General features: G+C 65.8%; 21 protein-coding genes. 11 read left to right on the top strand and 10 right to left on the bottom strand.

Annotation, left to right across the window (positions count from 1 at the left end; translation table 11 throughout):
• Positions 1 to 13: 13 nt before the first annotated feature.
• From AC1DCF_RS12080 to AC1DCF_RS12070, 3 genes are all read right to left on the bottom strand, one after another.
• Positions 14 to 550 carry a Fur family transcriptional regulator gene (locus AC1DCF_RS12080; protein WP_477211216.1) on the bottom strand — a complete coding sequence of 179 codons (537 nt, stop codon included), beginning with the start codon at positions 548 to 550 and terminating at the stop codon, positions 14 to 16.
• Positions 551 to 640: 90 nt separating this feature from the next.
• Positions 641 to 2077 carry an amidase gene (locus AC1DCF_RS12075; protein ID WP_477211215.1) on the bottom strand — a complete coding sequence of 479 codons (1437 nt, stop codon included), beginning with the start codon at positions 2075 to 2077 and terminating at the stop codon, positions 641 to 643.
• A 43-nt stretch (positions 2078 to 2120) separates the two neighbouring features.
• Positions 2121 to 2510, bottom strand: coding sequence for a hypothetical protein (locus AC1DCF_RS12070; protein WP_441791371.1), 390 nt, complete (start codon positions 2508 to 2510; stop codon positions 2121 to 2123).
• A gap of 69 nt (positions 2511 to 2579) precedes the next feature.
• Here AC1DCF_RS12070 and AC1DCF_RS12065 point away from each other — a divergent pair, with 69 nt between their 5' ends.
• Positions 2580 to 3404, top strand: a complete 825-nt coding sequence (locus AC1DCF_RS12065; RefSeq protein ID WP_477211214.1) for an SDR family NAD(P)-dependent oxidoreductase — start codon at positions 2580 to 2582, stop codon at positions 3402 to 3404.
• A gap of 116 nt (positions 3405 to 3520) precedes the next feature.
• Here the strand turns inward: AC1DCF_RS12065 and AC1DCF_RS12060 are convergent, their stop codons facing one another.
• Genes AC1DCF_RS12060 through AC1DCF_RS12050 form a run of 3 tightly spaced genes read right to left on the bottom strand, consistent with a single transcriptional unit; the run spans position 3521 to position 5586 of the window.
• A complete protein-coding gene (locus AC1DCF_RS12060) occupies positions 3521 to 4099 on the bottom strand; it encodes a GNAT family N-acetyltransferase (protein WP_441791373.1) in 579 nt (192 codons plus the stop codon).
• A 30-nt stretch (positions 4100 to 4129) separates the two neighbouring features.
• On the bottom strand, positions 4130 to 4852 hold the full coding sequence (locus AC1DCF_RS12055) for a uracil-DNA glycosylase (protein WP_477211330.1): 723 nt from the start codon (positions 4850 to 4852) through the stop codon (positions 4130 to 4132).
• Between the two features lie 14 nt (positions 4853 to 4866).
• A complete protein-coding gene (locus tag AC1DCF_RS12050; protein ID WP_477211213.1) occupies positions 4867 to 5586 on the bottom strand; it encodes a Type 1 glutamine amidotransferase-like domain-containing protein in 720 nt (239 codons plus the stop codon).
• A gap of 112 nt (positions 5587 to 5698) precedes the next feature.
• Between AC1DCF_RS12050 and AC1DCF_RS12045 the strand changes: the two genes are divergently transcribed.
• A complete protein-coding gene (locus tag AC1DCF_RS12045; RefSeq protein WP_477211212.1) occupies positions 5699 to 6268 on the top strand; it encodes a GNAT family N-acetyltransferase in 570 nt (189 codons plus the stop codon).
• 57 nt (positions 6269 to 6325) lie between these two features.
• Here the strand turns inward: AC1DCF_RS12045 and AC1DCF_RS12040 are convergent, their stop codons facing one another.
• Positions 6326 to 6796, bottom strand: coding sequence for an N-acetyltransferase family protein (locus AC1DCF_RS12040; protein ID WP_477211211.1), 471 nt, complete (start codon positions 6794 to 6796; stop codon positions 6326 to 6328).
• 315 nt (positions 6797 to 7111) lie between these two features.
• On the opposite strand from AC1DCF_RS12040, the gene AC1DCF_RS12035 reads away from it, so the two are divergent.
• From AC1DCF_RS12035 to AC1DCF_RS12025, 3 genes are all read left to right on the top strand, one after another.
• On the top strand, positions 7112 to 8860 hold the full coding sequence (locus AC1DCF_RS12035; RefSeq protein ID WP_477211210.1) for an HNH endonuclease signature motif containing protein: 1749 nt from the start codon (positions 7112 to 7114) through the stop codon (positions 8858 to 8860).
• A gap of 302 nt (positions 8861 to 9162) precedes the next feature.
• Complete coding sequence (locus tag AC1DCF_RS12030) at positions 9163 to 9993, top strand: MerR family transcriptional regulator (protein WP_477211209.1); 831 nt, start codon at positions 9163 to 9165, stop codon at positions 9991 to 9993.
• 134 nt (positions 9994 to 10127) lie between these two features.
• A complete protein-coding gene (locus tag AC1DCF_RS12025; protein WP_477211208.1) occupies positions 10128 to 10967 on the top strand; it encodes an EamA family transporter in 840 nt (279 codons plus the stop codon).
• Positions 10968 to 11054: 87 nt separating this feature from the next.
• Here AC1DCF_RS12025 and AC1DCF_RS12020 read toward each other — a convergent pair whose 3' ends face one another.
• Together AC1DCF_RS12020 and AC1DCF_RS12015 are read right to left on the bottom strand one after the other, a co-directional pair.
• Positions 11055 to 13379 (bottom strand): arylsulfatase, encoded by a 2325-nt coding sequence (locus AC1DCF_RS12020; RefSeq protein WP_477211207.1) that lies wholly within the window; start codon positions 13377 to 13379, stop codon positions 11055 to 11057.
• A 142-nt stretch (positions 13380 to 13521) separates the two neighbouring features.
• Entirely contained in the window at positions 13522 to 14034 is a 513-nt protein-coding gene (locus AC1DCF_RS12015) for a phosphoribosyltransferase (RefSeq protein ID WP_441791380.1), read from the bottom strand.
• Between the two features lie 86 nt (positions 14035 to 14120).
• Here AC1DCF_RS12015 and AC1DCF_RS12010 point away from each other — a divergent pair, with 86 nt between their 5' ends.
• A complete protein-coding gene (locus AC1DCF_RS12010) occupies positions 14121 to 15650 on the top strand; it encodes an MFS transporter (protein ID WP_441791381.1) in 1530 nt (509 codons plus the stop codon).
• 2 nt (positions 15651 to 15652) lie between these two features.
• On the opposite strand, the gene AC1DCF_RS12005 is transcribed toward AC1DCF_RS12010, so the two are convergent.
• A complete protein-coding gene (locus AC1DCF_RS12005) occupies positions 15653 to 16438 on the bottom strand; it encodes an SDR family oxidoreductase (protein WP_477211206.1) in 786 nt (261 codons plus the stop codon).
• A gap of 30 nt (positions 16439 to 16468) precedes the next feature.
• Between AC1DCF_RS12005 and AC1DCF_RS12000 the strand changes: the two genes are divergently transcribed.
• The 5 genes from AC1DCF_RS12000 to AC1DCF_RS11980 all read left to right on the top strand — a co-directional run bounded on the left by AC1DCF_RS12000 (position 16469) and on the right by AC1DCF_RS11980 (position 22814).
• Positions 16469 to 17587 carry an acyltransferase family protein gene (locus AC1DCF_RS12000; RefSeq protein WP_441791383.1) on the top strand — a complete coding sequence of 373 codons (1119 nt, stop codon included), beginning with the start codon at positions 16469 to 16471 and terminating at the stop codon, positions 17585 to 17587.
• 108 nt (positions 17588 to 17695) lie between these two features.
• Complete coding sequence (locus AC1DCF_RS11995; protein WP_477211205.1) at positions 17696 to 19027, top strand: bifunctional o-acetylhomoserine/o-acetylserine sulfhydrylase; 1332 nt, start codon at positions 17696 to 17698, stop codon at positions 19025 to 19027.
• Between the two features lie 86 nt (positions 19028 to 19113).
• Positions 19114 to 20319: a homoserine O-acetyltransferase MetX gene (gene metX, locus AC1DCF_RS11990; RefSeq protein ID WP_441791385.1), complete on the top strand. Its 1206-nt coding sequence runs from the start codon at positions 19114 to 19116 to the stop codon at positions 20317 to 20319.
• Between the two features lie 54 nt (positions 20320 to 20373).
• Positions 20374 to 21549, top strand: coding sequence for a sensor histidine kinase (locus AC1DCF_RS11985; RefSeq protein ID WP_477211204.1), 1176 nt, complete (start codon positions 20374 to 20376; stop codon positions 21547 to 21549).
• Positions 21546 to 22814 (top strand): hypothetical protein, encoded by a 1269-nt coding sequence (locus AC1DCF_RS11980; protein WP_441791387.1) that lies wholly within the window; start codon positions 21546 to 21548, stop codon positions 22812 to 22814. The genes AC1DCF_RS11985 and AC1DCF_RS11980 overlap by 4 nt, the downstream gene beginning before the upstream one ends.
• The last annotated feature ends 9 nt before the right edge of the window (positions 22815 to 22823 follow it).

Below are 22823 nucleotides of genomic sequence, written 5' to 3'. Positions count from 1 at the left end.
GAGGCAAAGAAAACTAGTGGGCGGCCGGAGCGGATGCTGTGGGTGCGGGCGCGGATGTTGTCGGCGCGGCCGCGGATGACGCGGGTGCGGCGAGTGCGGCCTCCGCGGCGCCGGTCTGGCACGCAGCGCAGAGGCCCCAGAACGTGACCTCGGCCGTATGGATGGCGAAACCGCCCGTGTCGGACGGCGTCAGGCACGGCGCTCCCCCGACCACGCAATCGACATCCTGCACCGCGGAACAGTGCGTGCAGACCAGGTGATGGTGGTTGTCACCGATGCGGCACTCGTAGAGGGCGGCCGAGCCGGCCGGTTCGATGCGGCGCACGAGGCCGGCGGCGGTGAAGGCGGTGAGCACTCCGTAGACCGCCTGCAGCGAGGTGCCGGGCAGCTCGGTCGCGACCGCGGCGAAGATGGTGTCGGCACTCGTGTGCGGAGCCGCACTCAACGCAGCCAGCACCGAGCGACGAGTCGCCGTGACTTTGAGCGAAGCCGCGCGGATGCGCTCGCTCAGTTCGTCTGCCCCCGAGGCATCCGTCACGGTGTGTGTCATGACCTCAATCTACCAAGTTGTCTTGAGTTATTCAAAACAACGGGCAAACAGTAATTCGGCACGGTTCGCGGAAAGAGAGATGACGCGCCGTCACGCCCGCGCGATTGCCGGCACCCGGTGCTGCCAGCGCAGGCGCCGCTCCAGTTGCGCGCCGAGCGCGAGCAGGGTCGCCTCGCCCCCCGGACGCCCGATCAGCTGCACCCCCATCGGCAGCCCGTCGGCCGTCTCGGCGACCGGCAGCACGATGGCGGGCAGCCCGCTCACGTTGACCATCGAGGTGAAGGGCGTGTACTGCACCTGCTGAGCGAAGTTCGCCTCGCCGTCGTGGGCGTCGTACCAGCCGATCGGCCGCGGGGTCAACGCCAGAGCGGGAGTCAGTACCGCGTCGAACCGCGACAGCTGTCGGATGAATGACCGTTCGTAGGCCGACAACGCGGCAAGAGCTTCGGCCAGATCGCGCGCCGAGAGCGCCCGCCCCCGGTGCATCAGCCAGCGGGTGAGCGGTTCGAGTAGCTGTTCCTGCTCGTCGCTCTCTGCCGGGATGCTGGCAGCTCCGGCCTGCCAAATCGTGCGGAACGCCGGGGCGTAGCTGTCATCGGGCGCGAGCGCCGTCTGCTCCAGGCCGTGTCCAAGTGCCGCCAATTCGGAGACGGCCAGGTCGAGGGCCGCCCGTGCTTCCGGCGCGATCTCAATGGAATAGGCGTTGTCCCACGCCGACGTCGTCATCACACCGAGCTGAAACCGGCCCTCGCCCCGCACGGCGGCTGCCAGCAGGGGGCCTCCGTCGTCACCCGGCGAACGCAACGTGAATTGGTGGTCGGGCCGGCCGCCGAGCGGCGCGATCATCGCATCGAGCAACAGCGCGGCATCCGCCACGGTGCGCGCGAGCGGGCCGGCCACGGGAAGCCCGGCCAGCTTGTCTACACCGGATGCGGCGGGCACGCGTCCGCGCGATGGCTTGAGCCCGACCAGCCCACATGCCGCTGCGGGAATACGTACGGAACCGCCGCCGTCCGACCCCGGCGCGAAGGGCAGCATCCGGGCAGCCACGGCGACGGCGGCCCCGCCACTGGAGCCACCGGAACCGAGGGTTGGGTCCCAGGGATTCCGTGCCGGCGGGCCGGCCAGCGTCTCGGTGTACGACGGCATGCCGAACTCGGGTGTCGCGGTCTTGCCGAGGCTCACCGCGCCGGCGTCATCGAGCGCCTGCACGAGGTCGTCCGACTCCGTCGGCACGAAGTCGGCCATCAGTCGCGAACCGTATCGGGCGGGAACCCCCGCCCGTTGCTGCAGATCTTTATCGCCAAATGGCAACCCCCACAGGGACGCCGTGCGGGGCACGTGTGTCGCGACGTCCGCGGCTCTGACCCGCGCCGCCTCATCCGTCACTGTGACGAACGCGCCGAGCGCCGGATTCAGCGTGTTGATTCGGGCGAGGTAATGCTCGGTCAGCTCGACGACGCCGATCTCACCTTTCTGCAGCCCCTGCCACTGCTCGAGCGCGGTTAGATCGTGAAGCTCAGTCATGCGTCGAGCCTACGGCGTGACACGTTCGGGCCGAGGCGCTCGGCTATTCCGCGTCGGAGTCTTCGCTCAGTTCCGCGTCGATCTCGGTCAGCAGCCGGCCGAACGCTGCCGGAGCCCCGGCGACGACCGACCGGCCGGTGAGCGCTCCGGCCCAATGCGCGATCTGTGCGACGTTCAAGATCTCGTGTTCGACACGTGTGCCGTTCCCGTCTTCTTCAGGCAGCACGCGGTACTCGCCGCGATACCACCAGTCGCCCTGCACGACGATGAAACGCTCGGCCGGGTCGGCGAGAAAGTGCCCGCCGTTCTCGTCGCCGGCCGCCAGCTTCTCAAGCAGCAAGTCGAAGACGGCGTCGGGTTCAGCCTCGAGGTGCCCCGCGAAAGAACGCAGCACCGTGTGTTTGGCCGGCAGGTCGAGTGGCGCATTCGTCATGCCTCAATGTTAGGCCGGGCGATGAAGGCCACTCTGTCGCCCGGAAGCGGGGACGACTAGCCTCAGAGCATGGCGCGCGCACATTTCAACCCCATGGGAACCACTGCGCTGGTCACCGGCGCCTCGAGCGGCCTCGGCATCGGCTACGCGCACGCGATGGCCGAGCGCGGCGCCGACCTCGTGCTCGTGGCTCGCCGACAAGACCGGCTGGAAGCGTTGGCCGTCGATCTGGCCGAGAAATACGGTGCCACGTCGACGGTGATCCCGCTCGACCTGTCGCTGCCGGAGTCAGTCCCCCAGCTCGTCGACGACCTCCGCGAGCGCTCGATCACCATCGGCAGCCTGATCAACTCCGCCGGCTTCGGCACCTACGGCAACTTCGTCGATGCGGATGCCGGGCGCGAGATGGACGAAATCGCCGTCAACGTTGTCGCATTGACGGCTCTCACTCACGCGTTCTTGCCCGATCTGCTGACCACTGCCACGACGCATCCCCATGGCGCAGCTCTGGTGAACGTGGCGAGCACGGCCGCCTTTCAGCCGGTGCCGCGGATGGCCGTCTACGGGGCGACGAAGGCCTACGTCGTGAGTTTCACGCAGGCAATCTGGTACGAAACCCGGCGCACCGGCCTCAAGGTGACCACCGTCTGCCCCGGCCCGGTCGACACCGAGTTCTTCGACGTGGCGCAGAATCACGACGCGGCATTCGGCAAGTTCCTCACCGTCGACGAGGTGATGGACACTACCTTCACCGCGCTCAACCGCACCACCACCCCGCTCCACTCAATCAGCGGTTCTCAGAACGCGGTGTTCGCTCGGATGGCGACCCTCGCACCGCGGCGTGCCGTCGTGACTGTCACGGGGCGGATGTCGGCGCCGGGTCGCACCGGATAGGCCTGGTCACTTTTCGAGAATCGCCGTTACAGCCGATAGTCGCCGTTGCAGCGGCGATCGTCGGCGCGAACGGCGACACTCGGCGCAGCGGACCGGCAGCCGACCGGCGCCGCGGACTACTTGAGGCTCTTCTGCAGCAACACGGTGCCGAGCCAGCGCTCGAACTTGAAGCCAACCTTGCCCATTCGCCCGATCTCTTCGAAGCCGAAGCTCTCGTGCAGCTTGATCGACGCGTCGGCACCCTGATCGGCGACCACCGCGATGACCTCGCGCAGACCCGCCGCCTTCGAACGGTCGAGCAGCTCGGCGAGCAGCACGCGGCCGAGACCCTTGCCGGTCGACGCCGGGCCGAGGTAGATCGAGTTCTCGACCGTGAATCGGTATGCCTTTTTCTGCTTCCACGGGGTAACGAGCGCATAACCGAGAATTTGCCCGCTCGGTGAGACTGCGGCGATGAACGGCATCCCGAGCCGCGAGAGGTAATAGAACTTGTCGCGCCACTCGGCCAGAGTCATGGGGTCTTCATCGAAGGTGACAGTGCTGTTCGCCACGTAATAGTTGTAAATTTCCCGAATGTACGGCAGATCGGGAGCCTCGACAAGGCGCAGCGTGTAGGCGAACGGCGCCTCGGGCGTGGGCTCAGGTTGCAGGTGCCGGGGCAGTCGGCGACGTGGCTGATATTCCTCTTCAAGCACCGTGCAACACCCTTTCGTTCTTCATCAAGGCTAACCGAGACTCCAGTCGACGCCGACCGCGCCTTGCTCGGCGAGCAGTGCGTTCGTGCGGCTGAACGGTCGGGAACCGAAGAATCCGCGGCGTGCCGACAACGGACTGGGATGCGCCGATTCGATCAATGGCGTCGTTCCGAAGAGCGGGCCAAGTGCCTGAGCATCCTTGCCCCAGAGGATGGCGACGAGCGGGCGTTCCCGATCGACGAGCGCGCGCACGGCCTGGTCGGTCACGGCTTCCCAGCCGCGCTTGCGGTGCGAACCGGCCTCGCCGGCGCCCACGGTCAGCACGCGGTTGAGCAGCAGCACGCCCTGGTCGGCCCAGGCACTGAGATCGCCGTGCGCGGGCGGGGTCAGGCCGAGGTCGTCCTGCAGCTCCCGGTAAATGTTCGACAGGCTTCGCGGCAACGGGCGCACCGCCGGGTCGACGGCGAACGACAGGCCGATCGGATGTCCCGGCGTCGGATAGGGATCTTGGCCGACGATCACGACGCGCACCGCATCGAGCGGTCGGGTGAAGACGCGCAACACGTTCTGCGGTGCCGGCAACACCTCTCGGCCGGCCTCCCGTTCGGCTTGAACGAAGCTCTGCACGGCGTTCAGTTCGAAGGAGACGGGTTCAAGTGCCGCCGCCCAGTCGGCGTCGAGCGCCGGCGGCTCAATTGCCGCCGGGTCGCCTGCAGCCGGATCGCCCTCACGGCCGAAGTCCGAATCGAACAGCATCATGCCGGTGGCTACGCGCCGAAGGTGCTCACGAGCACGCCGCCGTCGGCCTGGCTGACGCGCCAGACGCTGCCCGCTCCGACGACACCGAGGGCGCCTTCGCCGACGACCAGCGCCGTGTTCTCGTCGATGGCGAGCCCGCCGTCGACGAGTCCTGCTTCGGTGGCGGCGATCAGCCGGGACAGGTTGCCCCACTGCGCCGCGTGCACCTCAACCGTGACGTCGAGCAGGCCGATTCCCTGCGCGAAGGTCACCTCGTCGAGGTCTTCCGAACCGTCTTCGTTGCTGACCTCGACTCCGCCGATGCGCCAGCCGCCGATGAGGGCACGCTCGGCGGCAATCGCGGCTCCGGCCGAGAAGCCGAGGTACGGGATGCCGGCAGAAACCTGGCGACGGATCTCGCCCGCGATCGGGGTGATAGCCGTGAGGTAGGCGGGGGTGAGTCCTCCGCCGATGACGATGCCATCGACATCCGCAACGTGGATCAGCTCGGCGAGCTGATCGTGTGCCAGCGCCGTGACCTTGGCCTCGATCGGACCGCCGGCGGCGAGTGCGGCGCCCAGCTGCGCAGCGTGATCTGAGGCGTCGCCGTCGCGCACGGCGATCAGCGCGATCTTGGGCTCGGTGCGACCTGCCGCCACGCCGCGTGCCGTCGCCTCGGCGACGAACTGCTCGAATACTGCTTCAAAATTCTCGGGGGCCCAGCCGCCGCCTACCAGGTGCACACTCATGCTTCAAGAGTAAGCGGTGCAACCTGTGGTGCCGGGCCGTGGGTTCCAGACCGCCCTGCCGGCGTGCGCCGTGTCTCGGCCGTGGACGAGCCTGGAACGATAGCTTTGGCGCATGGACAAGGTTGAACTGCGCACCGAGCGGCTTGTACTTCAGGCACCTTCTGTCGCGGACATCGGTTCCATCACCGCGGCGTGCCAGGACCCAGAGATACAGCGTCGCGTGCCGGTCCCGGTGCCGTACTCGCCGAGCGATGCCGAGGCCTATGTGACTTCCTACTCCGATCCGGGCTGGGCAGACGGTAGCCGTTGCACCTGGGCGATCACGGTCGACGGAGTGCACTGCGGGGCGATCAGTCTCGATAACATCGGCTCCGGGCAGGCCACGATCGGCTATTGGATGGCGCCACGGTTTCGTGGGCGTGGACTGCTGACGGAAGCTGCCCAGGCCGTCGTCGATTTCGGATTCACTCCGGAGCCCCACGGCTTGGGCCTCGAACGAATCGAATGGCATGCGTACGCAGGAAATGTTGCATCCGCTCGCGTCGCACGTCGCGTGGGGTTTCAGTTCGAAGGGACCCTGCGTCGCGGTGCGCTCGGGCGACTCGCCCGTGAGGACGATTGGGTCGCTGGAATCCTGGCGGACGATGCGCGGACTCCTCAGCCGTGGGCGATCTTGCTCTGATCGTTCGCCCGGCGTGACCTGGTCCTGATCTGGCCTGGACCCGCAGCGCCGTCAGGCTCAGTCGAGCGTCTTGCGCATTTTCACCGTCGTCGTTTCGTAGCCCAGTGACTCGTACAGGCCGCGGGCACCGGTGTTGAATCCGAAAACGCTCAGACCGAGCGAATGTGCACCATTCGAGCGCGCAAGCTGCTCGCCGAGGAGCATTGCGGCCCTCCCGAGCCCCCGGCCACGCTGATCGGCGTCGATGACGATGTCCCAGACCCACCACGCGCCTGGGCCTCCGCTGAGATCCCGCCCGATCCATAGATATCCGACGATCTCACCCGTTTCGTCAACCACGTGAAAAACCTCGTTGCCCGGGCTCAGAACGCCATCTGGGAAAGACTGATTCATGCTCTCGGTCGCGAGGCGCAGAGCGTCCTCGTGCGATTGTCCTTGGGTGACCAAATCTCCGGCGTATTCCGTGCAACTGCGGTCGAGCCAGGTCGGGAATTCGGTGGCTGAGATTTCCTGAAGGGTGACGGTCATCTCTCAATTCTGCATTCTGCCGAGCCTCGAGCGCGCGACGCTCGCTGGTAGAGCTTGTCCCGGTGGGCCGGTCTCGAGACCTGGCAGCGCAAAGTCACCGTCGCAATCCCGGCGACCATCTCGGTGGTCGAGCTCGTCGAGTCCGGGTGGGCCGGTCTCACAACCTGGGTGCGTATCTTCGATCGGCTCGCTCCCCGTATGCCGGTCGATCAGTGCGGTGCCGCAACGCTCCTCCACAGGCGGGCTGGTCGAGAAGTTACTCACGGATCTGCGGTTTCCAAGTTTCGGTTCCACCCCTTTTTCTAGTCTGGGAGTATGCAAAATCTCACCGATCAGCCTCTGCCTGATCAACTCCGGGACGCCGCCTCCGCGGTCGCGCGGATCGGTGACGGCGCCGCCGGATATGCGGCACTTTCCGATGTGGATCTGCTCGAGTCGCAGACGCAGCTCGGCCTGATCCGCCGGTCGTATGAGACGCATGCGGCGTGGGCGGCCGGGGAGATCGCCCGGCGCTCGTCCCGGGAGCTCGGCTTTTCGGGGTTGGCGCAACGCAACGGGTTTCTCTCCCCGGTGGAGTTGATTCAGTCGGCGACCGGCGGCACCCGCGCCGAGGCGGTGAAACTGGTCGCGGTCGGCACGATGCTGACCCAGTCCGAGGCCGCCGAGGAGTTGCAGAACGAGCTGCGGCAGGCCGACCCCGACTCCCCACTGACCGAGCAGCAACGGGCCGCACTCGCCGGCCTGGCCGGCCCCTGGTTGGCCGTGGTCGCCGGCGCGGTGCGGGCCGGGACCCTGTCGGTGGATGCGGCGGAGGCGATCCGCAAAGGGCTCGGTGACATCGACCCGGGCGTGCCCGCCGAAAAACTTGCCGCCGCCGCCGAGTTCCTGCTCGGTGAGGCCGGGACGCTGAACGCGGACCAGTTGCTGCGCCGGGCCCGGCGGCTCCGCGACGAGTTGGATGTGGAGGGGATTGCCCGGCGGGAGAAGACCCGGCGGGATGCGCGCAGTTTCCGGATCTGGCGGCAACCCGACGGCATGTACCGGGTGTCCGCGTTGCTGCCGCCGGAGGACGGCCGCCTCGTCGAGTTGATCGTCGACGGGGCCACGTCCCCGCGCCGCGGCGGACCCCGCTTCGTCGACCCGCGCACCCAGGCCCGCGCCGACGCCCTCCGCGACGACGAACGGAGCGTCGAGCAGATCGCCGCGGACACGATCCTGGCGCTGTTGCAGATCGCGGCCGAGGCCGACCCGAACACCGTGTTCTTCGGCCGGCGGCCGACCGTGCGGGTGCTCGTCACCGAACGTGACCTCGCCCGCACCCTCCCGGGCCCCGCCTTTCGGAACCCCGCCGGTCGCGCACCTGCCGGTCAGCCGCCCGTCGGTTCCTCGGCGGGCCATTCTTCAACCGGGTCTGCACCGACCGGAGCAGCCGCGGTCGGATCGGGCATGACCGGTTCACCGACCGGATCCTCATCGACCGGATCCTCAGCCGGGCCGACCCCCACCTGCACCGACCCTCCCGGCAGTGACCTCGTTCGAATCGGGCACGGGCAGATCGAGGGGCACCCCGATCCGGTCTCGATGGAAACCGTGAACCGCCTGCTCTGCTCCGGACTCACCGGGATCGAGTTCGACGACGACGGCCAATGCATCAACGTCGGCCGCGACCAACGCCTCTTCACCGCGAGGCAACGCGTCGGGCTCGCCGCCCGCGACGGCGGCTGCCGCTGGCCCGGCTGCGACAAACCCGCCTCCTGGACCGAAGCACACCACATCGACCACTGGAAAGCCGAACACGGCAAAACCGATCTCGCCGACGGCATCCTGCTCTGCAAAGCCCACCACCTGCTCCTGCACAACAACGGCTGGCACATCCGGCGCACCGGAGCCGACTACTGGCTCATCCCACCGGTCGCACTCGACGCCGACCAGACACCGATCCCGATCCCGAGCAAGAGCTCGCTGATGCTCGAACTGTTCCCGCCGAAACGCCCCGCGCAGCAACCGACGACACAACCCGTGCAGCAGGCGCCGGCACCGCCACCCGCCCGACGGGCCGGCTGACCGGTGGTCGAGCCTGCCGAGCGATGTACTGAGCTTGTCGAAGTGACCTCCGCCAGCCGCCCCGCACAACGCACCCACCGCACACGGCTCGGCGCACCCGGTCTCGACAAGCTCGACCACCGGAACGGGACCGACCCGAGACGGACGTCACCATCTCGTTGCGAACCATCCACCCGGTCTCGACCGATGAGTGACTGCACCGGACTCCAGACACGCGCAGGGCTAGCGGCCACCGACTCGTAGAAGGATTCACAATGGCGGTTGACTCTCACACAGTGTGAGGCGGAATCGTCGGAGACATCATGTTCAGCATCGGAGAATTCGCGTCGATCGGCAGGGTGTCCGTGCGGATGCTCAGACACTACGACGAGATCGGCCTGCTCACCCCGGCCCACGTAGACCCCTTCACCGGGTACCGCTGGTACGAAGGTGCACAGTTCGCGGTCCTTGGCGCCATCGTGGCGTTCAAAGACCTCGGATTCCGGCTCGATGAGGTAGCTCAGATTGTGCGTGGCGATTGCGACAACGACGCCCTGCACACGATGCTCACCAATCAGCGCTCGGAGCTCGGCCGGCAGCTCGACCTCGACGCAGCACGTCTGCGCCGACTCGACGCGCGAATCCGTCACATCGAAGGAGAACCATCAATGTCAACGATCACCACCGCACTCAAATCACTGCCCGCACAGCATGTCGCACAAGCGAGCGCCATCGCTCCGGGCTTCGGGTCGGAGAACATCGGCCCGGTCATCGGACCGCTCTTCGACCGCCTACGCCACGACCTCACCGCTGCGGGAGTCGGGCTGAGCCCGAATCCCATCGCGAGATACGAGGCTCTTGAGTCTGGTGACGGCGACGGCGCGCGCGCCAATGCTGCCTACCCGGTGGGCCAGAGCGTCGTTGCGGATGCCGGCTTCAGCATCGTCGACTTGCCGGCGGTCGAACTCGCCGCCACGACAGTTCACTACGGTTCGATGGCTACCATCGGCGACTCGTGGGATGCCCTCCACGCCTGGATCGACGACAACGGCTACCAGCTCGCGGGGGTATGTCGAGAGGTATACGTCGTTGCGGGACCGGACTCCCCGGACAACTGGGTGACGGAGCTGCAGCAGCCTGTCGTCCTTTCCTGACGCTGACACCGACCTGGCCAGGCATCCTGACTTGGGATCCTGGCCAGGGCGTCGCGACAAGACCGCTCGCTCGAGAATGCCTCCCGACCTGAGACGCCGGTGGTATTTTCCACTTCGATGACAAGTTCGCCGGCATGATCCCCCTCGCGTTGGCCCTGAGCGCAGCGCTCACCTACGGTGTCTCCGATTTCACCGCAGGCCTGGCCGCGCGCCGAGCTCATTTTCTGTGGGTAACGCTCGCGTCCATCGTCGTCGCGCTGATCATGGTGGCCGCGACCCTGCCGTGGACAAGCCCGACTCTCCCCGATCCCGACGCCGTCGCGTGGGGCGCCCTCAGCGGGCTGGGCACCGCGATCGGCAGCATAGCCCTCTATCGCGGCTTGAGCCGAGGCGAGATGTCAGTGGCCGGCCCGATCTCGGCAGTTGGGGCAGCTGTACTTCCGGCCCTGGTGGGAGTCGCCATCGGCGACCGCCTTCCCCCACTGGCGATCGCCGGCGTTATCGTCGCGCTTCCGGCGATCTGGCTGGTCTCAAGAGCCTCATCACACGACGGGGCTCCATTCCGAGCTGGAGCGCTCGACGGATGCATCGCCGGGCTCGGCTTCGGCGTGCTCTTCATCGGGTTGAACCGAGCCGGCAACCAGGATGGCCTCTGGCCGGTGGCCGCCGGACAAGCTGCAGCCTTGCTCGTGATCGGAATCACGATCGCGTTCACGCGGCCGACCCGTCCAACAAGGTCAGCGAAGATCGGCTGGCTGGTTCTGGCAACCGGCGCCCTCGGCGTCGTCGGAACCATCTCCTACTTCTACGCCAGCCAACTCGGGATTCTCACCCTTGCCGCAGTTGTCACCTCGTTGTATCCCGCAATCACCGTTCTACTCGCGTTCCTTCTGCTCCACGAACGACCGAACCGAACCCAGCTCATTGGGCTGGCGCTCTGCGGGGTTGCAGTGGTGGGCATCGCAGCATCCTGACGGCAGACAACACAGCGGGCAGGCAACACAGCGGGCCGGAGCGAAAATCGCCCCGGCCCGCCCGTCAATGCTGACGCGTGCAGTGACTTAGTCGCGCGCCATCGCCGCTTCGAGCATCCGCTCCATGTCGAGGAAAGCGTCGTCACCGACGTGCACCTGGGCCTTGACGATGGTGCCGCCCCGGTAGTCGAAGCCGTGGTCGTATTCCTTGCTGACCGGGTCACCGCTATCCCGTCCGATGGCCAATCCCTCGCCACAGAGTGAGAAGTGACCGGTCATCGTGGTCAATGGGCCTTCGGCGACCACTTCCTTGTCGAGGTAGAGCTTCGCGGTACCGATCGAGACGCCGTACTCCCCCACCGATTCCTTCGCGAACTCCAGGCCGGCGACATGCTTGCCGACGCCCACCTCGACATCCGAGATGAACTGCGTCTCCGGCGGAATGCCCAAGAAGTTGTAGGCGTAGTACAGCTTGCGGTTCTTGACGAACAGCGAATGCCCGCCGAACCGCGAACCCTGGGCGAAGAGAACGCCCTCGGCGTCGGCCTCCGTCGCCTCGAACTCGACGGCGATCGTGTACGAGACGCCGTGCACGTTGGCCGCCATCCGCTCAGGCACATCGGATGCGCCGGCGTAGTAGGTGTAGGTGCCGCCGGGCGGAACAATCGTCGGGATCTCCATCGCGAGGATCTCCTTGGCCGTCAGGTCGTTGAGCGGCAGCACGTTGTACTTACCGGCCTCCTCGAACCAGAGTGCGACGAGTTCGGCGACCTTGTCGGGATATTGATCGGCCAGGTCGACGGCCTCCGAACGGTCTTCGTCGGTGTGGAACAGCTGCCACACATCCTTCTCGAAATGTCCGATGCCCGACGTGGGTCCGTGCAGGGCGACCACCTTCCAGCCCTCATGCCAGAGGGCACGAGTGCCGAGCATCTCGTAGTACTGCACCTGCTTGGTCGTGGGAGCCTCGGGCGAGTCAAAGGTGTACGCCATCGAAACGCCGGGCAACGGCGTCTGGGTGTAGCCGTTGACGACCTCCGGAAACTCGACCCCGAGCGCTTCAAGCAGAGTCGGCACGATGTCGGTGACGTGGTGGTACTGCGTGCGTACCTCGCCGCGCGCCTTGATCCCCTTCGGCCAACTGATCACCAGCGGGTCGGCGACACCACCCTGGTAGCTGTAGCGCTTGAACATGCGGAACGGTGTCGAGAACGCCATCGCCCAACCCGTCGGGTAGTGGTTGTAGGTGTCTGGACTACCGAGCTTGTCGAGCATCGTCAGGTTCTGCGCGATGTCGTCGGGGATCCCGTTGAAGAACTTGCCCTCGTTCACCGAGCCGTCTGGGCTTCCCTCACCGGATGCGCCGTTGTCGGCGGCGAACATCACGATGGTGTTGTCGAGCTGGCCCGACTCTTCGAGATAGTCGATGATGCGGCCGGTTTCGTAGTCGGTGTACGACGAGAATCCGGCGTAGACCTCGGCCATCCGCGCAAACAGTGCTTTCTCATCGGCGGAGAGGGTTTCCCACGGCCGCACCGAGTCGGCCGGCGCGAAGGTACCGTCGGGCATCGGGTTGATTTCGGTGATATCGGTGCCCTCCGGCAGGATGCCGCGCTCGATCATGCGCGGCAGCACCCACTCCCGGTAGGCCTCATAGCCGTCGTCGAACTGCCCTTTGTACTTGTCGATCCACTCCTGCGGTGCGTGGTGCGGAGCGTGGTTGGCCCCGGGGCAGAAGAACATGTACCAGGGCTTTTCCGGCGCGGTCTGCTGCGAGTCGCGGATGAACTCGATCGCCTTGTCGGCGAGGTCCTTCGAGAGGTGATAGCCGTCATCCGGCAGATACGGCTGGTCGACGTTGTGGTTGTCTTCGGTCAGGTCGGGATACCACTGGTTCGTTTCGCCGCCGAGGAAGCCGTAGAAGCGATCGAAGCCACGCGCGAGCGGCCAGTTGCGCTTGGAGGCGCCGGCGTGCCATTCGTCGATCGGCACGTTGTGGTTCTTGCCCACCCAGAACGTGTTCCAGCCCTTTTCACGCAGTACCTCTGCAAGAAAAGCATTCTCCATCGGGATGTGCGAGTTGGCGCCGGGATAGCCGGTCGCGCCCTCCGAGATCGAGGCGAAACCGTTCTGGTGGTGCGTGCGGCCGGTCAGAAAGCTCGACCGCGTCGGTGAGCAGAGCGCCGTCGTGTGCCACTGGGTGTAGGTCAGTCCGGTTGCGGCGAGCTTGTCCATCGTCGGCATCGAAATGCGGCCGCCATAGGGCGACCAGGCCGCCATTCCGGTGTCATCGAACAGAATGATCAGAACATTCGGCGACCCGTCAGGTGCCCGCTCTGCCGTGTATGGCGTCCAGTCCGGAACCGAGTCCCTGATATCCAGATTGATAACGCCGCCGAACTTCTTCGCCATTGTGCTCTCCTCCATCAGTGATTAAGTGCAGATCACGAGGCAAAAGAAGACTCATCGACCCCGGATTCGGCACCATGCTATGCCCGGGCGGAAGAGAGCGGCATCACCCTTTGTAGACGAGTGTGGCGTGAATCCGAGGTGGTCAGACCACCTGCACCGGAGGCAAAGCCGACCAGGGGAAAACGATCCAGCCATCGGTGGTGCGCCAGGTGAAATGGGGCACGTGCACGGTGCGCGGCTTGGTATAGAGAGTTGCCGTGCGCACCTCCATCGCAGTCTCACCGAGCAGCCCGACGACCATCGCCATCGTGTGGCCGGAGTCCGAGACGTCATCGACCAGCAGCACCCGTTTCCCGGCGAGCGCCGGAGCGTCGAGCATCGGCGCAGAGAGCACCGGCTTCGGCAACCGTTCGTCGACGCCGGTGTAGAACTCGACGTTGATGCTGCCGCAGTTCTTGGTGCCGAGCGCGTACGACATCGCGCCGGCGAGCAACAGTCCGCCGCGCGCAATGGCGATCACGACGTCCGGCTTGTATCCGCTCCTCAACACCGCTTCGGCGAGTTCACGGGAGGCGTCGGCGAAATCCGTCCATTGCAGGATCTCTTTAATCGTGCTCGCGTCTGTTGTTGCCGCATCTCCTGCATCAAATGTCATCCCTTATGGTAAATCGGCCCTGTCCAAAATCGAAACGAGAGGTCCGGCGTTCCCCGCTCAGAGGACCGTGCCGCTAACATCCGGGAATGATGTCTTTCTCACGGGGCGCCCGGGCGATGCGGGGTTCGGCCGTTGGTGTGACCGCGAGCCTGGTGGGCTTTCTCTTTCTCGTGGAGATCACCAGTGGAATTCTGCAGGGCTACTACGTTCCGCTGATTCCGGATCTGGTGCAGAATCTCGGCATTCACGACGCCGACTTCAACTGGTTCGAGGCATCCCAGCTTCTACTGTCGGCCATCGTCGTGCCGTTCCTCGCCAAGCTCGGCGACATGTACGGCCACAAACGCATCCTTCTCGCATCGACGGTGCTCACCGCCGGGGCGACCTGGTGGCTTGCGTTCGCCGGGGACTTCTGGAGTTTTCTCTTCGCCTGGGCGCTGCAGGGCTTCTATGTGGTCTGGCTGCCGCTCGAGGTGGCACTGATCTTCGACCGCGGCCGCCGCACCAACACGGGAGCGTCGCAGACGCGGCGTGCGGCAGGCTTGCTCGTCGTCGCCCTGGAGGCCGGGGCCATCATCGGTGCGCTCAGCGCCGGGCGGATCTTCGCCGCACTCGACGAAGACATGACCCTCACCCTGTTTCTTCCGGCGATCGCCGTGACCCTCGTCTTCTTCGCCATTCTGTTCGGCGTCCCGGAGTCCGAACCGGTCGGCGGCCGTTCCCTCGACGCCCGCGGCTTCCTGATGCTCACCATCGGGCTGCTGCTGATCACGTCGGGACTCACTTTCCTGCGTCTGAACGGGCCCGGCACCTGGTGGGTCTGGGCGCTCATCCTGATCGGCGTCGCGAGCTTCATTCCGTTCGGCAAGTTCGAGCTCAAGCAGAAAGACCCGGCGATCGACCTGCGAGTGCTGCGTCAGCCCAATATGTGGCCGGTGCAGCTGACGGCCGGCCTGATCGGCATCAGCCTGCTCGGGGCTCAGGCGCCGCTGGCCACCTATGCAGGAACCGACCGGGCCAACGGCTATGGCCTGGGACTCGACGCCTCAGACATCTCGACCCTGATCGGCGCCTACCTGATCTCGATGATCGTCGGTGCGCTCCTCTTCCCTCTCGTCTCCAAATGGACGACCCCGCGCATCGCATTGATCATCGCCACCTTCTTGATGGCGCTCGGCTACCTCATGTTCTTGCCGTTCCACCTGGAAACCTGGCAGGTGTTTATGAACATGGCGATCGCCGGCATCGGCTCCGGCGCCCTGGTCGGCGCGCTTCCGGCCGCCGCCGCGGCTGCGGCGCCCCGCGGTCAAACCGGGATCGCGGCGGGTCTCACCAACACCACGAAGACCCTCGGCGGGTCGTTCGCCTCCGCCACCTTCGGTGTCGTGCTGTTGATGGGCGCGGCGACCGCCGTCACCTCGACGGCCGCGAGCCTCTTCGGCTACATGCTGGTCTGGACGATCTGTGGTCTCGGCGCACTCGTCGCCGGGGTGCTGCTGTTCTTCGTGCCGAAGTTGTCATTCGCGGATGTCGCGCCCGACGAGGACCTGCTCGCCGAGCGCTCGGCGGTCGAACCGGTCGAGCGATGTACTGAGCCTGTCGAAGTGATCCCGTAGCGCTAGGCCTCCGGCCGCACCACCAGTGGCCCCCGCGCCAGTCGCGATGGCGCTGCCTGCGCCACCGGCTTGATCGTGATCAGGTCCAGATTCACATGCGGAGCACGCTCGACAGCGTCGACGATCGTGTCGGCAACATCCTCAGCGGACAGCGGGTTCGGCACGTTCTCATACGGCGCCGCGGCCTTCACCGCGTCGCCACCGAATCGCACCAGCCCGAACTCCTCGGTCTTGACCATGCCCGGAGCGACCTCGATCACCCGGATCGGTTCGCCGTTCAACTCGAGCCGCAGCACCTCCATCAGCGCATGCGCGGCGAACTTCGCCGCGTTGTATCCGCCACCACCGAGATAGGCCACATGGCCGGCGATCGAGGTGACGGTGAGAATGGTCGCCGAGCCGCCCTCCGCGGCGATTGTGCGCCGCAGCAGCGGCAGCACCGCGCTAGTCACACGTTTGACCGCCAGCACGTTGATCTCGAACATCCAGGCCCAGTCGTCAATCGCTGAGTCTTCGACGGTGTCGAGTCCCATCGCTCCGCCGGCGTTGTTCACCAGGGCATGCACCGGGCCGGATGCCGCGAGAAAGTCCCGCAGCGCATCGACGTCGCTCTGCACGGTGAGGTCCGCCGGGAAGACCGTGGCCCCGGTCTCCGCGGCGAGCGCCGCCAGCCGATCGGCCCGGCGGGCCACGCCCACGACATCCCAGCCTCGAAGCCGAAACAGGCGCACCGTTGCCGCACCGATTCCCGAACTTGCACCCGTCACCACAACTCTGCGTGTACCCATGCCTCCCATTCTGCCGGGAGAATAGAGACAATGATCGCCCCACTCCCCGGCACAGCGCCGACACAGCGACGACGCGTTCCTCTCTGGGACAACGCGCGATGGATCGCGATCACCCTGATGGTGATCGGTCACGCCATTTTGAAACTGATCAGCGATTCGGATCTCTCCTACGCGGTCTACCTCTTCATCTACGCCTTCCACGTGCCGGTCTTCGTCGGGGTCAGCGGCTACTTCGCCAAGTCGGGTCCGCCCGGCACCCGCCAGCTTCACCGGCTGCTCACCGACATCGTGTTCCCGTACCTGATCTTCGAAACGATCTGGACGGTTCTGCGGTGGATGCTCGGGGGCAAGTTCTGGCTCGACTACTCCACGGCGTCCTGGACGCTCTGGTTCCTGATCGCCCTGACGATTTGGCGCATCACGCTGCCCTACCTGGTGCTTCTGCGCTATCCGCTGTTGATCAGCGTCATCATCTCGGTCGGAGCCGGCTACATTCCGGCGATCGACAGCACCTTCGCGTTGTCGCGCACCCTCGGGCTCCTCCCCTTCTTCGTGTTCGGTTGGCAGCTGCGGCAATGGCAGATCACCGGCCGCTGGCTGACCCTGCGTTCCGCCATCGTCTGGCGGTGGCGGGCCGGAGCGCTCGCTCTCTTCGGAACCCTGCTGATCGTGATCTTCGCCAACATCGAAACGCTGCGAGCGCTGAAGATCCGCCGTTTCTTGCTCTACGACGGGGCCTACCCGACTTTCGGCTACGACCAGATCTGGGCCGGCGGCATCCGTCTGGGGTTGATCGCACTGGCCTGCGCATTGATGGTGGCATTCCTCGTGCTGATGCCGCGGCGGCAAACCTGGTTCACCGGCCTCGGCGCCGCGACCATGTACATCTATTTGCTTCACTCGTTCTTGCTCTACCCGGTGCGGGAGAGCGGGGTACTGGCCGGCCCGCAACCGCTCTGGGTGCTGCCGGCAGTGATCGTTGCGAGCATCGGAATATCCATTCTGTTGTCCCAGAAATTCGTGAAACGCGTGTTCCATCCGCTGGTCGAACCGCAGGCGCGCTGGCTGTTTCGCACCGAGGCGGCGACACCCACCGGAACCATCGTTTTGCCGCCGGATGAGTCGGTACCGCCTCGTCCACCGTCCTGAAAATGACCTTGTGTGTCGAAGTGTTTGCGAGCCGCGCGCGCTCTGCCTAGGCTCGCAGCAGAGCGAGGATGGACCGCGCTCCTCGACAGCGAAGCAGGAGATTTTCCCATGAGCGACAACTCGGCATCCTGGAAGTTTGAAACCAAGCAGGTTCACTCCGGAGCACAGCCTGACCCGGTCACCAACGCGCGGGCCACACCGATCTACCAGACCACGTCCTACGTGTTCAACAGCGCTGAGCACGCTCAGAACCTGTTCGCGCTGGCGGAGTTCGGCAACATCTACACGCGCATCCAGAACCCGACCCAGGCGGTCGTCGAAGAGCGTGTCGCAGCGCTCGAAGGCGGAACCGCCGCGTTGTTGCTCGCCTCCGGCCAGTCTGCCTCGACCTTCGCGGTGCTCAACATCGCCCAGGCCGGCGACCACATCGTCTCGTCGAGCTCGATCTACGGCGGAACCTACAACCTGTTCAAGTACACGCTGGCCAAGCTCGGCATCGAGACCACGTTCGTCGAGAACCAGGACGACGCCGAAGAGTGGCGCCGCGCGGTCCGTCCGAACACCAAGTTGTTCTTTGCGGAGACCATCGGCAACCCGAAGATCAACGTGCTCGACATTGCACTCGTTTCGGATGTCGCCCACGACTCCGGCATCCCGCTGATCGTTGACAACACGATCGCGACTCCGTACCTGATCCGTCCGTTCGAGCACGGCGCCGACATCATCATTCACTCCGCCACCAAGTTCCTCGGTGGCCACGGCACCGTCATCGGCGGCATCATCGTCGACGGCGGCAAGTTCGCCTGGTCGAAGAACGTCGAGAAGTTCCCGGGCCTGACCGAGCCCGACCCGTCGTACCACGGTGCCAGCTACACGGCCGCGGTCGGCGACGGCATCGCCTACATCATCAAGGCGCGCGTGCAGCTGCTGCGCGACCTCGGCGCATCCATTGCCCCGGCCAGCGCCTGGCAGCTGATTCAGGGCATCGAAACCCTGAGCCTGCGCATCGAGCGCCACGTGCAGAATGCACAGGAGGTCGCCGAGTGGCTCGACAACCACCCCGACATCGCCTCGGTCAACTACGCCGGCCTGCCTTCGAGCCCCTGGTACTCCAACGCCAACAAGTACGCCCCGAAGGGTGTCGGCGCCGTGCTCTCGTTCGAGCTCAAGGGCGGCGTGGATGCCGGCCGTGCGTTGGTCGACAACGTCGAGCTGTTCAGCCACCTGGCCAACATTGGTGACGTGCGCTCGCTCATCATCCACCCGGCCTCGACCACCCACGCTCAGCTCACACCGGAGCAGCAGCTCACCGCTGGTGTGACCCCGGGCCTCGTGCGTCTCTCGGTGGGCATCGAGAACATCGATGACCTCAAGGCCGACCTCGAGCTCGGCCTGGCTGCGGCCCGTGCCGTCGTCGCCGCGTCGCGCGCCAACGCCTAGCAAGCAGTTCACCTGATCTGATCGCCACGCCCCCGCCGACGTAACAATCGGCGGGGGCGTCGCGTTGCCAGGCAGAATGGGTGCGTATGGAATGGCAATCTTCAGCAGACACGGTCCCGTCGAGCTTCATCACCGAAGCTCAGGCGCGCTCGCTCCTCGGCAAGCCGCCGGCGACCGGTGCCTGGCGAGACGGCGACCCGGTCGGTAACCGTCAGTTCCAGAATCTCGGGCCGTTCACCTTCGAGGCCGGGGGCAGCCTGCCCAACGTGCGGCTCGCCTACGAAACCTGGGGAACGCTCTCACCCGCAGGCGACAACGCGGTGCTGATCCTGCACGCCCTCACCGGAGACAGCCATCTGATCGGCTCGGCCGGTCGCGGGCACGCCACCGGCGGCTGGTGGGGTGGCGTCGTCGGTCCCGGCCTCGCCGTCGACACCGATCGCTGGTTTGTGATCGCGCCGAACATGCTCGGCGGTTGCCAGGGCAGCACCGGCCCCTCGACGCTTGCACCCGACGGCGTCGAATGGGGCATACGGTTTCCCTTCGTCACGATCAGAGACCAGGTCGCCGCGCAGATCGCACTCGCCGATCGGCTCGGGATCGACCGATGGGCGGCCGTGATCGGTGGTTCGATGGGCGGGATGCATGCTCTCGAATGGGCGATCGCGCAACCGGAACGCGTGGAACGGCTGGCCGTGCTCGCTGCTCCCCCGGTCACCACGGCCGATCAGATCGGGTTGAACTCGGTACAGATTGAGGCGATCCGCACCGATCCGCTGTTTCGCGCTGGCGACTACTACGACGCCGACGATGGCGACGGCCCCACCCGCGGGCTCGCCCTGGCCCGGCGGATGGCCCTGCTGAACTACCGCAGCCCCTCCGAGCTGAACTCCCGGTTCGAGCGCGGCTGGCAGAGCGAAATCAGCCCGCTCGGCAGCAACGGGCGCTACGCGGTGGAGTCCTACCTCGACTTCCACGGCAACAAGTTCACCCGCCGGTTCGACGCGAACAGTTACATCACCCTCGTCGAGGCGATGAATTCCCACGACGTGGGGCGTGGCAGAGGAAGCGTTGCCGCGGCGCTGGCCCAGGTCACCGCGCAGAGCCTGGTGCTCGGAATCGACAGCGACAGATTGTTCCCGTTGTCGGGTCAACAGGAGATCGCGGCGCAGCTTCGAAACAACATCGACGGCACGGATGCGGTATTGCTGGAGTCTGACTACGGTCACGACGGTTTTCTGATCGAATCAGACTTCGTCGGCGATCAACTGCGGCGGCTCCTGCCCAGTTAGCCGGAATCCCGATATGGTGCAAGAGTCCCACTTCACAGAAACGAAGCAAGCACCATGCAACGCATTGTCAAGGAGCGCGACCGGCTTCTGCGAAAGACAGCCCGGCTGATCGGTCTGTCCTGCACGGCTTCAGCGGTACTCTGCTTGATCGTTCCCGGCGGAGTCACCCCGGCCACGCTCGCCGTGTGCCTGCCACTTGCCGTCTTTTTGGCCCTCAGCCAGTACTTTCTCGGTCGCAGCGGCTCGCTCGGATGGGTTCTCGGAATCGTCGCCTCCGGCATCGGCATCATCCTCGCCATCGGTTTCGGGGTCGGCGCCGCGAATTCTGACGGACTCAACGTCGTCGAAGAGTCGGTCGTGGGTGTGATCGGCGCGGGGGCGGTGAGCTGTGTGGCACTCGTGCTCGCTCAAAGCTGGCGCCGCGCGCTGTTGCTCGCCGTCGCCTTTGCGCTCACCCTCAGTGCCGTCGCGCTCGTCACCGTCGCCTCCGGCGGATCCGCGCTCCCGCTCGCTCTCGCCATCTGCGCCTGGCTCGCCAACGGCCTCGGCGGCTGGTGGATGGGGCAGAGCATCCCGAAAGTCATGCAGCGCATCGCCGCGATCGGACGAGCTCACCGCGTCGAACGCCACGCGAGCGAGCTCGAAGCCCAGCGTCGCCACGACGCCCGCCTCTTGCACGACACGGTGCTCGCGACCCTCACTCTGCTGGCGCACTCCGGTGTCGGGGTGCGCCCGGAGGCCCTCCGGGCGCAAGCCGGCGATGACGCCCAACTGTTGCGCCAGCTGCGCCTCGGCGGCATGCCGGCCCCGCAGCGGTCCGGCGTCTATACCTTGGAACCGGCGACTGAGTCGACGCTCGGCACCACGCTTGAGTCGGTGAAGCAGCGTTTCGGACGCCTCGGCCTCGATGTCGACTGGCACGGCAGCGGCCAGGTACTTCTGCCGAGCGACGTGCTCGACTCGTTTCTTCTTGCCCTGGCCGAATGTCTCGAGAATGTGCGCCGCCATTCCGGTGTCGCCCGCGCCGACGTGACAATCACCGACGACGACACGACGGTGCGGGCGATGGTCACGGATGCCGGTATCGGCTTCGATCTCACCGCCGTTGACACGGCTCGGCTCGGGTTCGCCGAATCAGTCGTTGCCCGGCTCCGCGATGTGGGCGGCAACGCCCGCCTCTTCTCCTCGCCCAATTCGGGCACAACTGTCGTTCTTGAGGTTCCGAAATGACGAGATCGACCTCGAATGCGACGCACCTCCGGTCATTCACGCCGGCCGTGCACACCGTTCAACCGGTCGCCGAACACCGGCGTGCGGGGCGGCATCAGACCCGCATCGCGCGCGAGGCCCGACTCGAACAGAACGGACTCGGCGGACGCCACCTCGGCGTCGGGCTTGTCTTCAGCGGCGGGTTCATCACGCTGTTTCTGGTCTGGCGATTCGCCGTTCAGTGGTCGTCGTACCCCAACCCTCTCCCGACCCTCGCCGCCTGGATCCTGTTGGCCAGTGCGTCGATTCTCGCCTTGGCCAGCGCCCGAGTTCTCGCCCCGCAGATGCCGCGCTGGGCGTTTATCTCTGTGCTCGGCTGCGGAGCCATCGTCGTCGCCCTCGACCTGGCCGGAACGACGGGGTTGCGAGGCGAAGGCGTCTTCCCGACCGCCGCCGCCGCCGTCGGCCTGCTCCTCAGCACCCTGATCACCGTGCAGAGCGAGCGCAGCCTCCTGATCGCGACATCCGCGCTGGCTGTCACTCTTGTCACCGCGGCCTTCATCGAACCCCGATCCGACCCGCTCACGCTGGCCCCTGACATCCTCATTTTGAGCTTGGCTTTGCTGGCGCCGGCGATCGGAATCGAGATCGTCCGCGCATTCCGCCGGATGGTTCAGCTCGAGCTCGACCTCGTACTGGTGCAGAGCACGGTTTCTCAGCCGCGTTTCGCAGTGGGGATGCTGGCCTCCGAACGCCTCGCGGCGCTCGACCTCGCAGCAGAGACGCTCCTCGACGACGTCGCAGAGGGCCGCTCGCCGCTGCCGCTGCCCGCCGCCACGGCAAGCACCGCCGCATCCCTCGCGACTCAATTGAGGTTGCATCTGATCGAAGGGCGCACGGAAACCTGGCTCTATCACGCCGTGACCGAGTCGGAGTTTCTCGGCCCGTCGGTGACGGTTGACGATCCCGACGGTCTCGCCGGCCTGCTCTCGCCCTCGCAACGCGATGCGCTCCTCCTCGCGATCTGGCTCCTGATCAGCGATGAGGCCCGTCCGACGGCAACGGTTTCACTCACATTCGGGCCGATTTCTCCGTCAAATCGTGGAATTCTGCATCAAAATGTTCGATTTCCGATCAAATTGCTCACTAAGGGTGTGCCACGACAAAAGGTTGACCCCGAGACATGGCATGCTATCCGTGTAGTCGGCACGCATCTTGACTCTGTTCGAGACGGCAGTCTTCGAGTGGACATCGAGTGCAGTGTTGATAATCCCGCGGATGCTTAATTCAGCCAT

It is taken from the genome of Leifsonia sp. 10L418, assembly GCF_056395445.1.
The sequence above is the reverse complement of the archived record's forward strand: the minus strand, read 5'-3'. Positions and strand labels throughout refer to the sequence as shown.

Bases quoted from the DNA above. Each gene is read 5' to 3' on its own strand.
- AC1DCF_RS12080 (WP_477211216.1), bottom strand. From the start codon at position 550: ATGACACACACCGTGACGGATGCCTCGGGGGCAGACGAACTGAGCGAG.
- AC1DCF_RS12075 (WP_477211215.1), bottom strand. From the start codon at position 2,077: ATGACTGAGCTTCACGATCTAACCGCGCTCGAGCAGTGGCAGGGGCTG.
- AC1DCF_RS12070 (WP_441791371.1), bottom strand. From the start codon at position 2,510: ATGACGAATGCGCCACTCGACCTGCCGGCCAAACACACGGTGCTGCGT.
- AC1DCF_RS12065 (WP_477211214.1), top strand. From the start codon at position 2,580: ATGGCGCGCGCACATTTCAACCCCATGGGAACCACTGCGCTGGTCACC.
- AC1DCF_RS12050 (WP_477211213.1), bottom strand. From the start codon at position 5,586: ATGAGTGTGCACCTGGTAGGCGGCGGCTGGGCCCCCGAGAATTTTGAA.
- AC1DCF_RS12045 (WP_477211212.1), top strand. From the start codon at position 5,699: ATGGACAAGGTTGAACTGCGCACCGAGCGGCTTGTACTTCAGGCACCT.
- AC1DCF_RS12040 (WP_477211211.1), bottom strand. From the start codon at position 6,796: ATGACCGTCACCCTTCAGGAAATCTCAGCCACCGAATTCCCGACCTGG.
- AC1DCF_RS12035 (WP_477211210.1), top strand. From the start codon at position 7,112: ATGCAAAATCTCACCGATCAGCCTCTGCCTGATCAACTCCGGGACGCC.
- AC1DCF_RS12030 (WP_477211209.1), top strand. From the start codon at position 9,163: ATGTTCAGCATCGGAGAATTCGCGTCGATCGGCAGGGTGTCCGTGCGG.
- AC1DCF_RS12025 (WP_477211208.1), top strand. From the start codon at position 10,128: ATGATCCCCCTCGCGTTGGCCCTGAGCGCAGCGCTCACCTACGGTGTC.
- AC1DCF_RS12020 (WP_477211207.1), bottom strand. From the start codon at position 13,379: ATGGCGAAGAAGTTCGGCGGCGTTATCAATCTGGATATCAGGGACTCG.
- AC1DCF_RS12015 (WP_441791380.1), bottom strand. From the start codon at position 14,034: ATGACATTTGATGCAGGAGATGCGGCAACAACAGACGCGAGCACGATT.
- AC1DCF_RS12010 (WP_441791381.1), top strand. From the start codon at position 14,121: ATGATGTCTTTCTCACGGGGCGCCCGGGCGATGCGGGGTTCGGCCGTT.
- AC1DCF_RS12005 (WP_477211206.1), bottom strand. From the start codon at position 16,438: ATGGGTACACGCAGAGTTGTGGTGACGGGTGCAAGTTCGGGAATCGGT.
- AC1DCF_RS12000 (WP_441791383.1), top strand. From the start codon at position 16,469: ATGATCGCCCCACTCCCCGGCACAGCGCCGACACAGCGACGACGCGTT.
- AC1DCF_RS11995 (WP_477211205.1), top strand. From the start codon at position 17,696: ATGAGCGACAACTCGGCATCCTGGAAGTTTGAAACCAAGCAGGTTCAC.
- metX (WP_441791385.1), top strand. From the start codon at position 19,114: ATGGAATGGCAATCTTCAGCAGACACGGTCCCGTCGAGCTTCATCACC.
- AC1DCF_RS11985 (WP_477211204.1), top strand. From the start codon at position 20,374: ATGCAACGCATTGTCAAGGAGCGCGACCGGCTTCTGCGAAAGACAGCC.
- AC1DCF_RS11980 (WP_441791387.1), top strand. From the start codon at position 21,546: ATGACGAGATCGACCTCGAATGCGACGCACCTCCGGTCATTCACGCCG.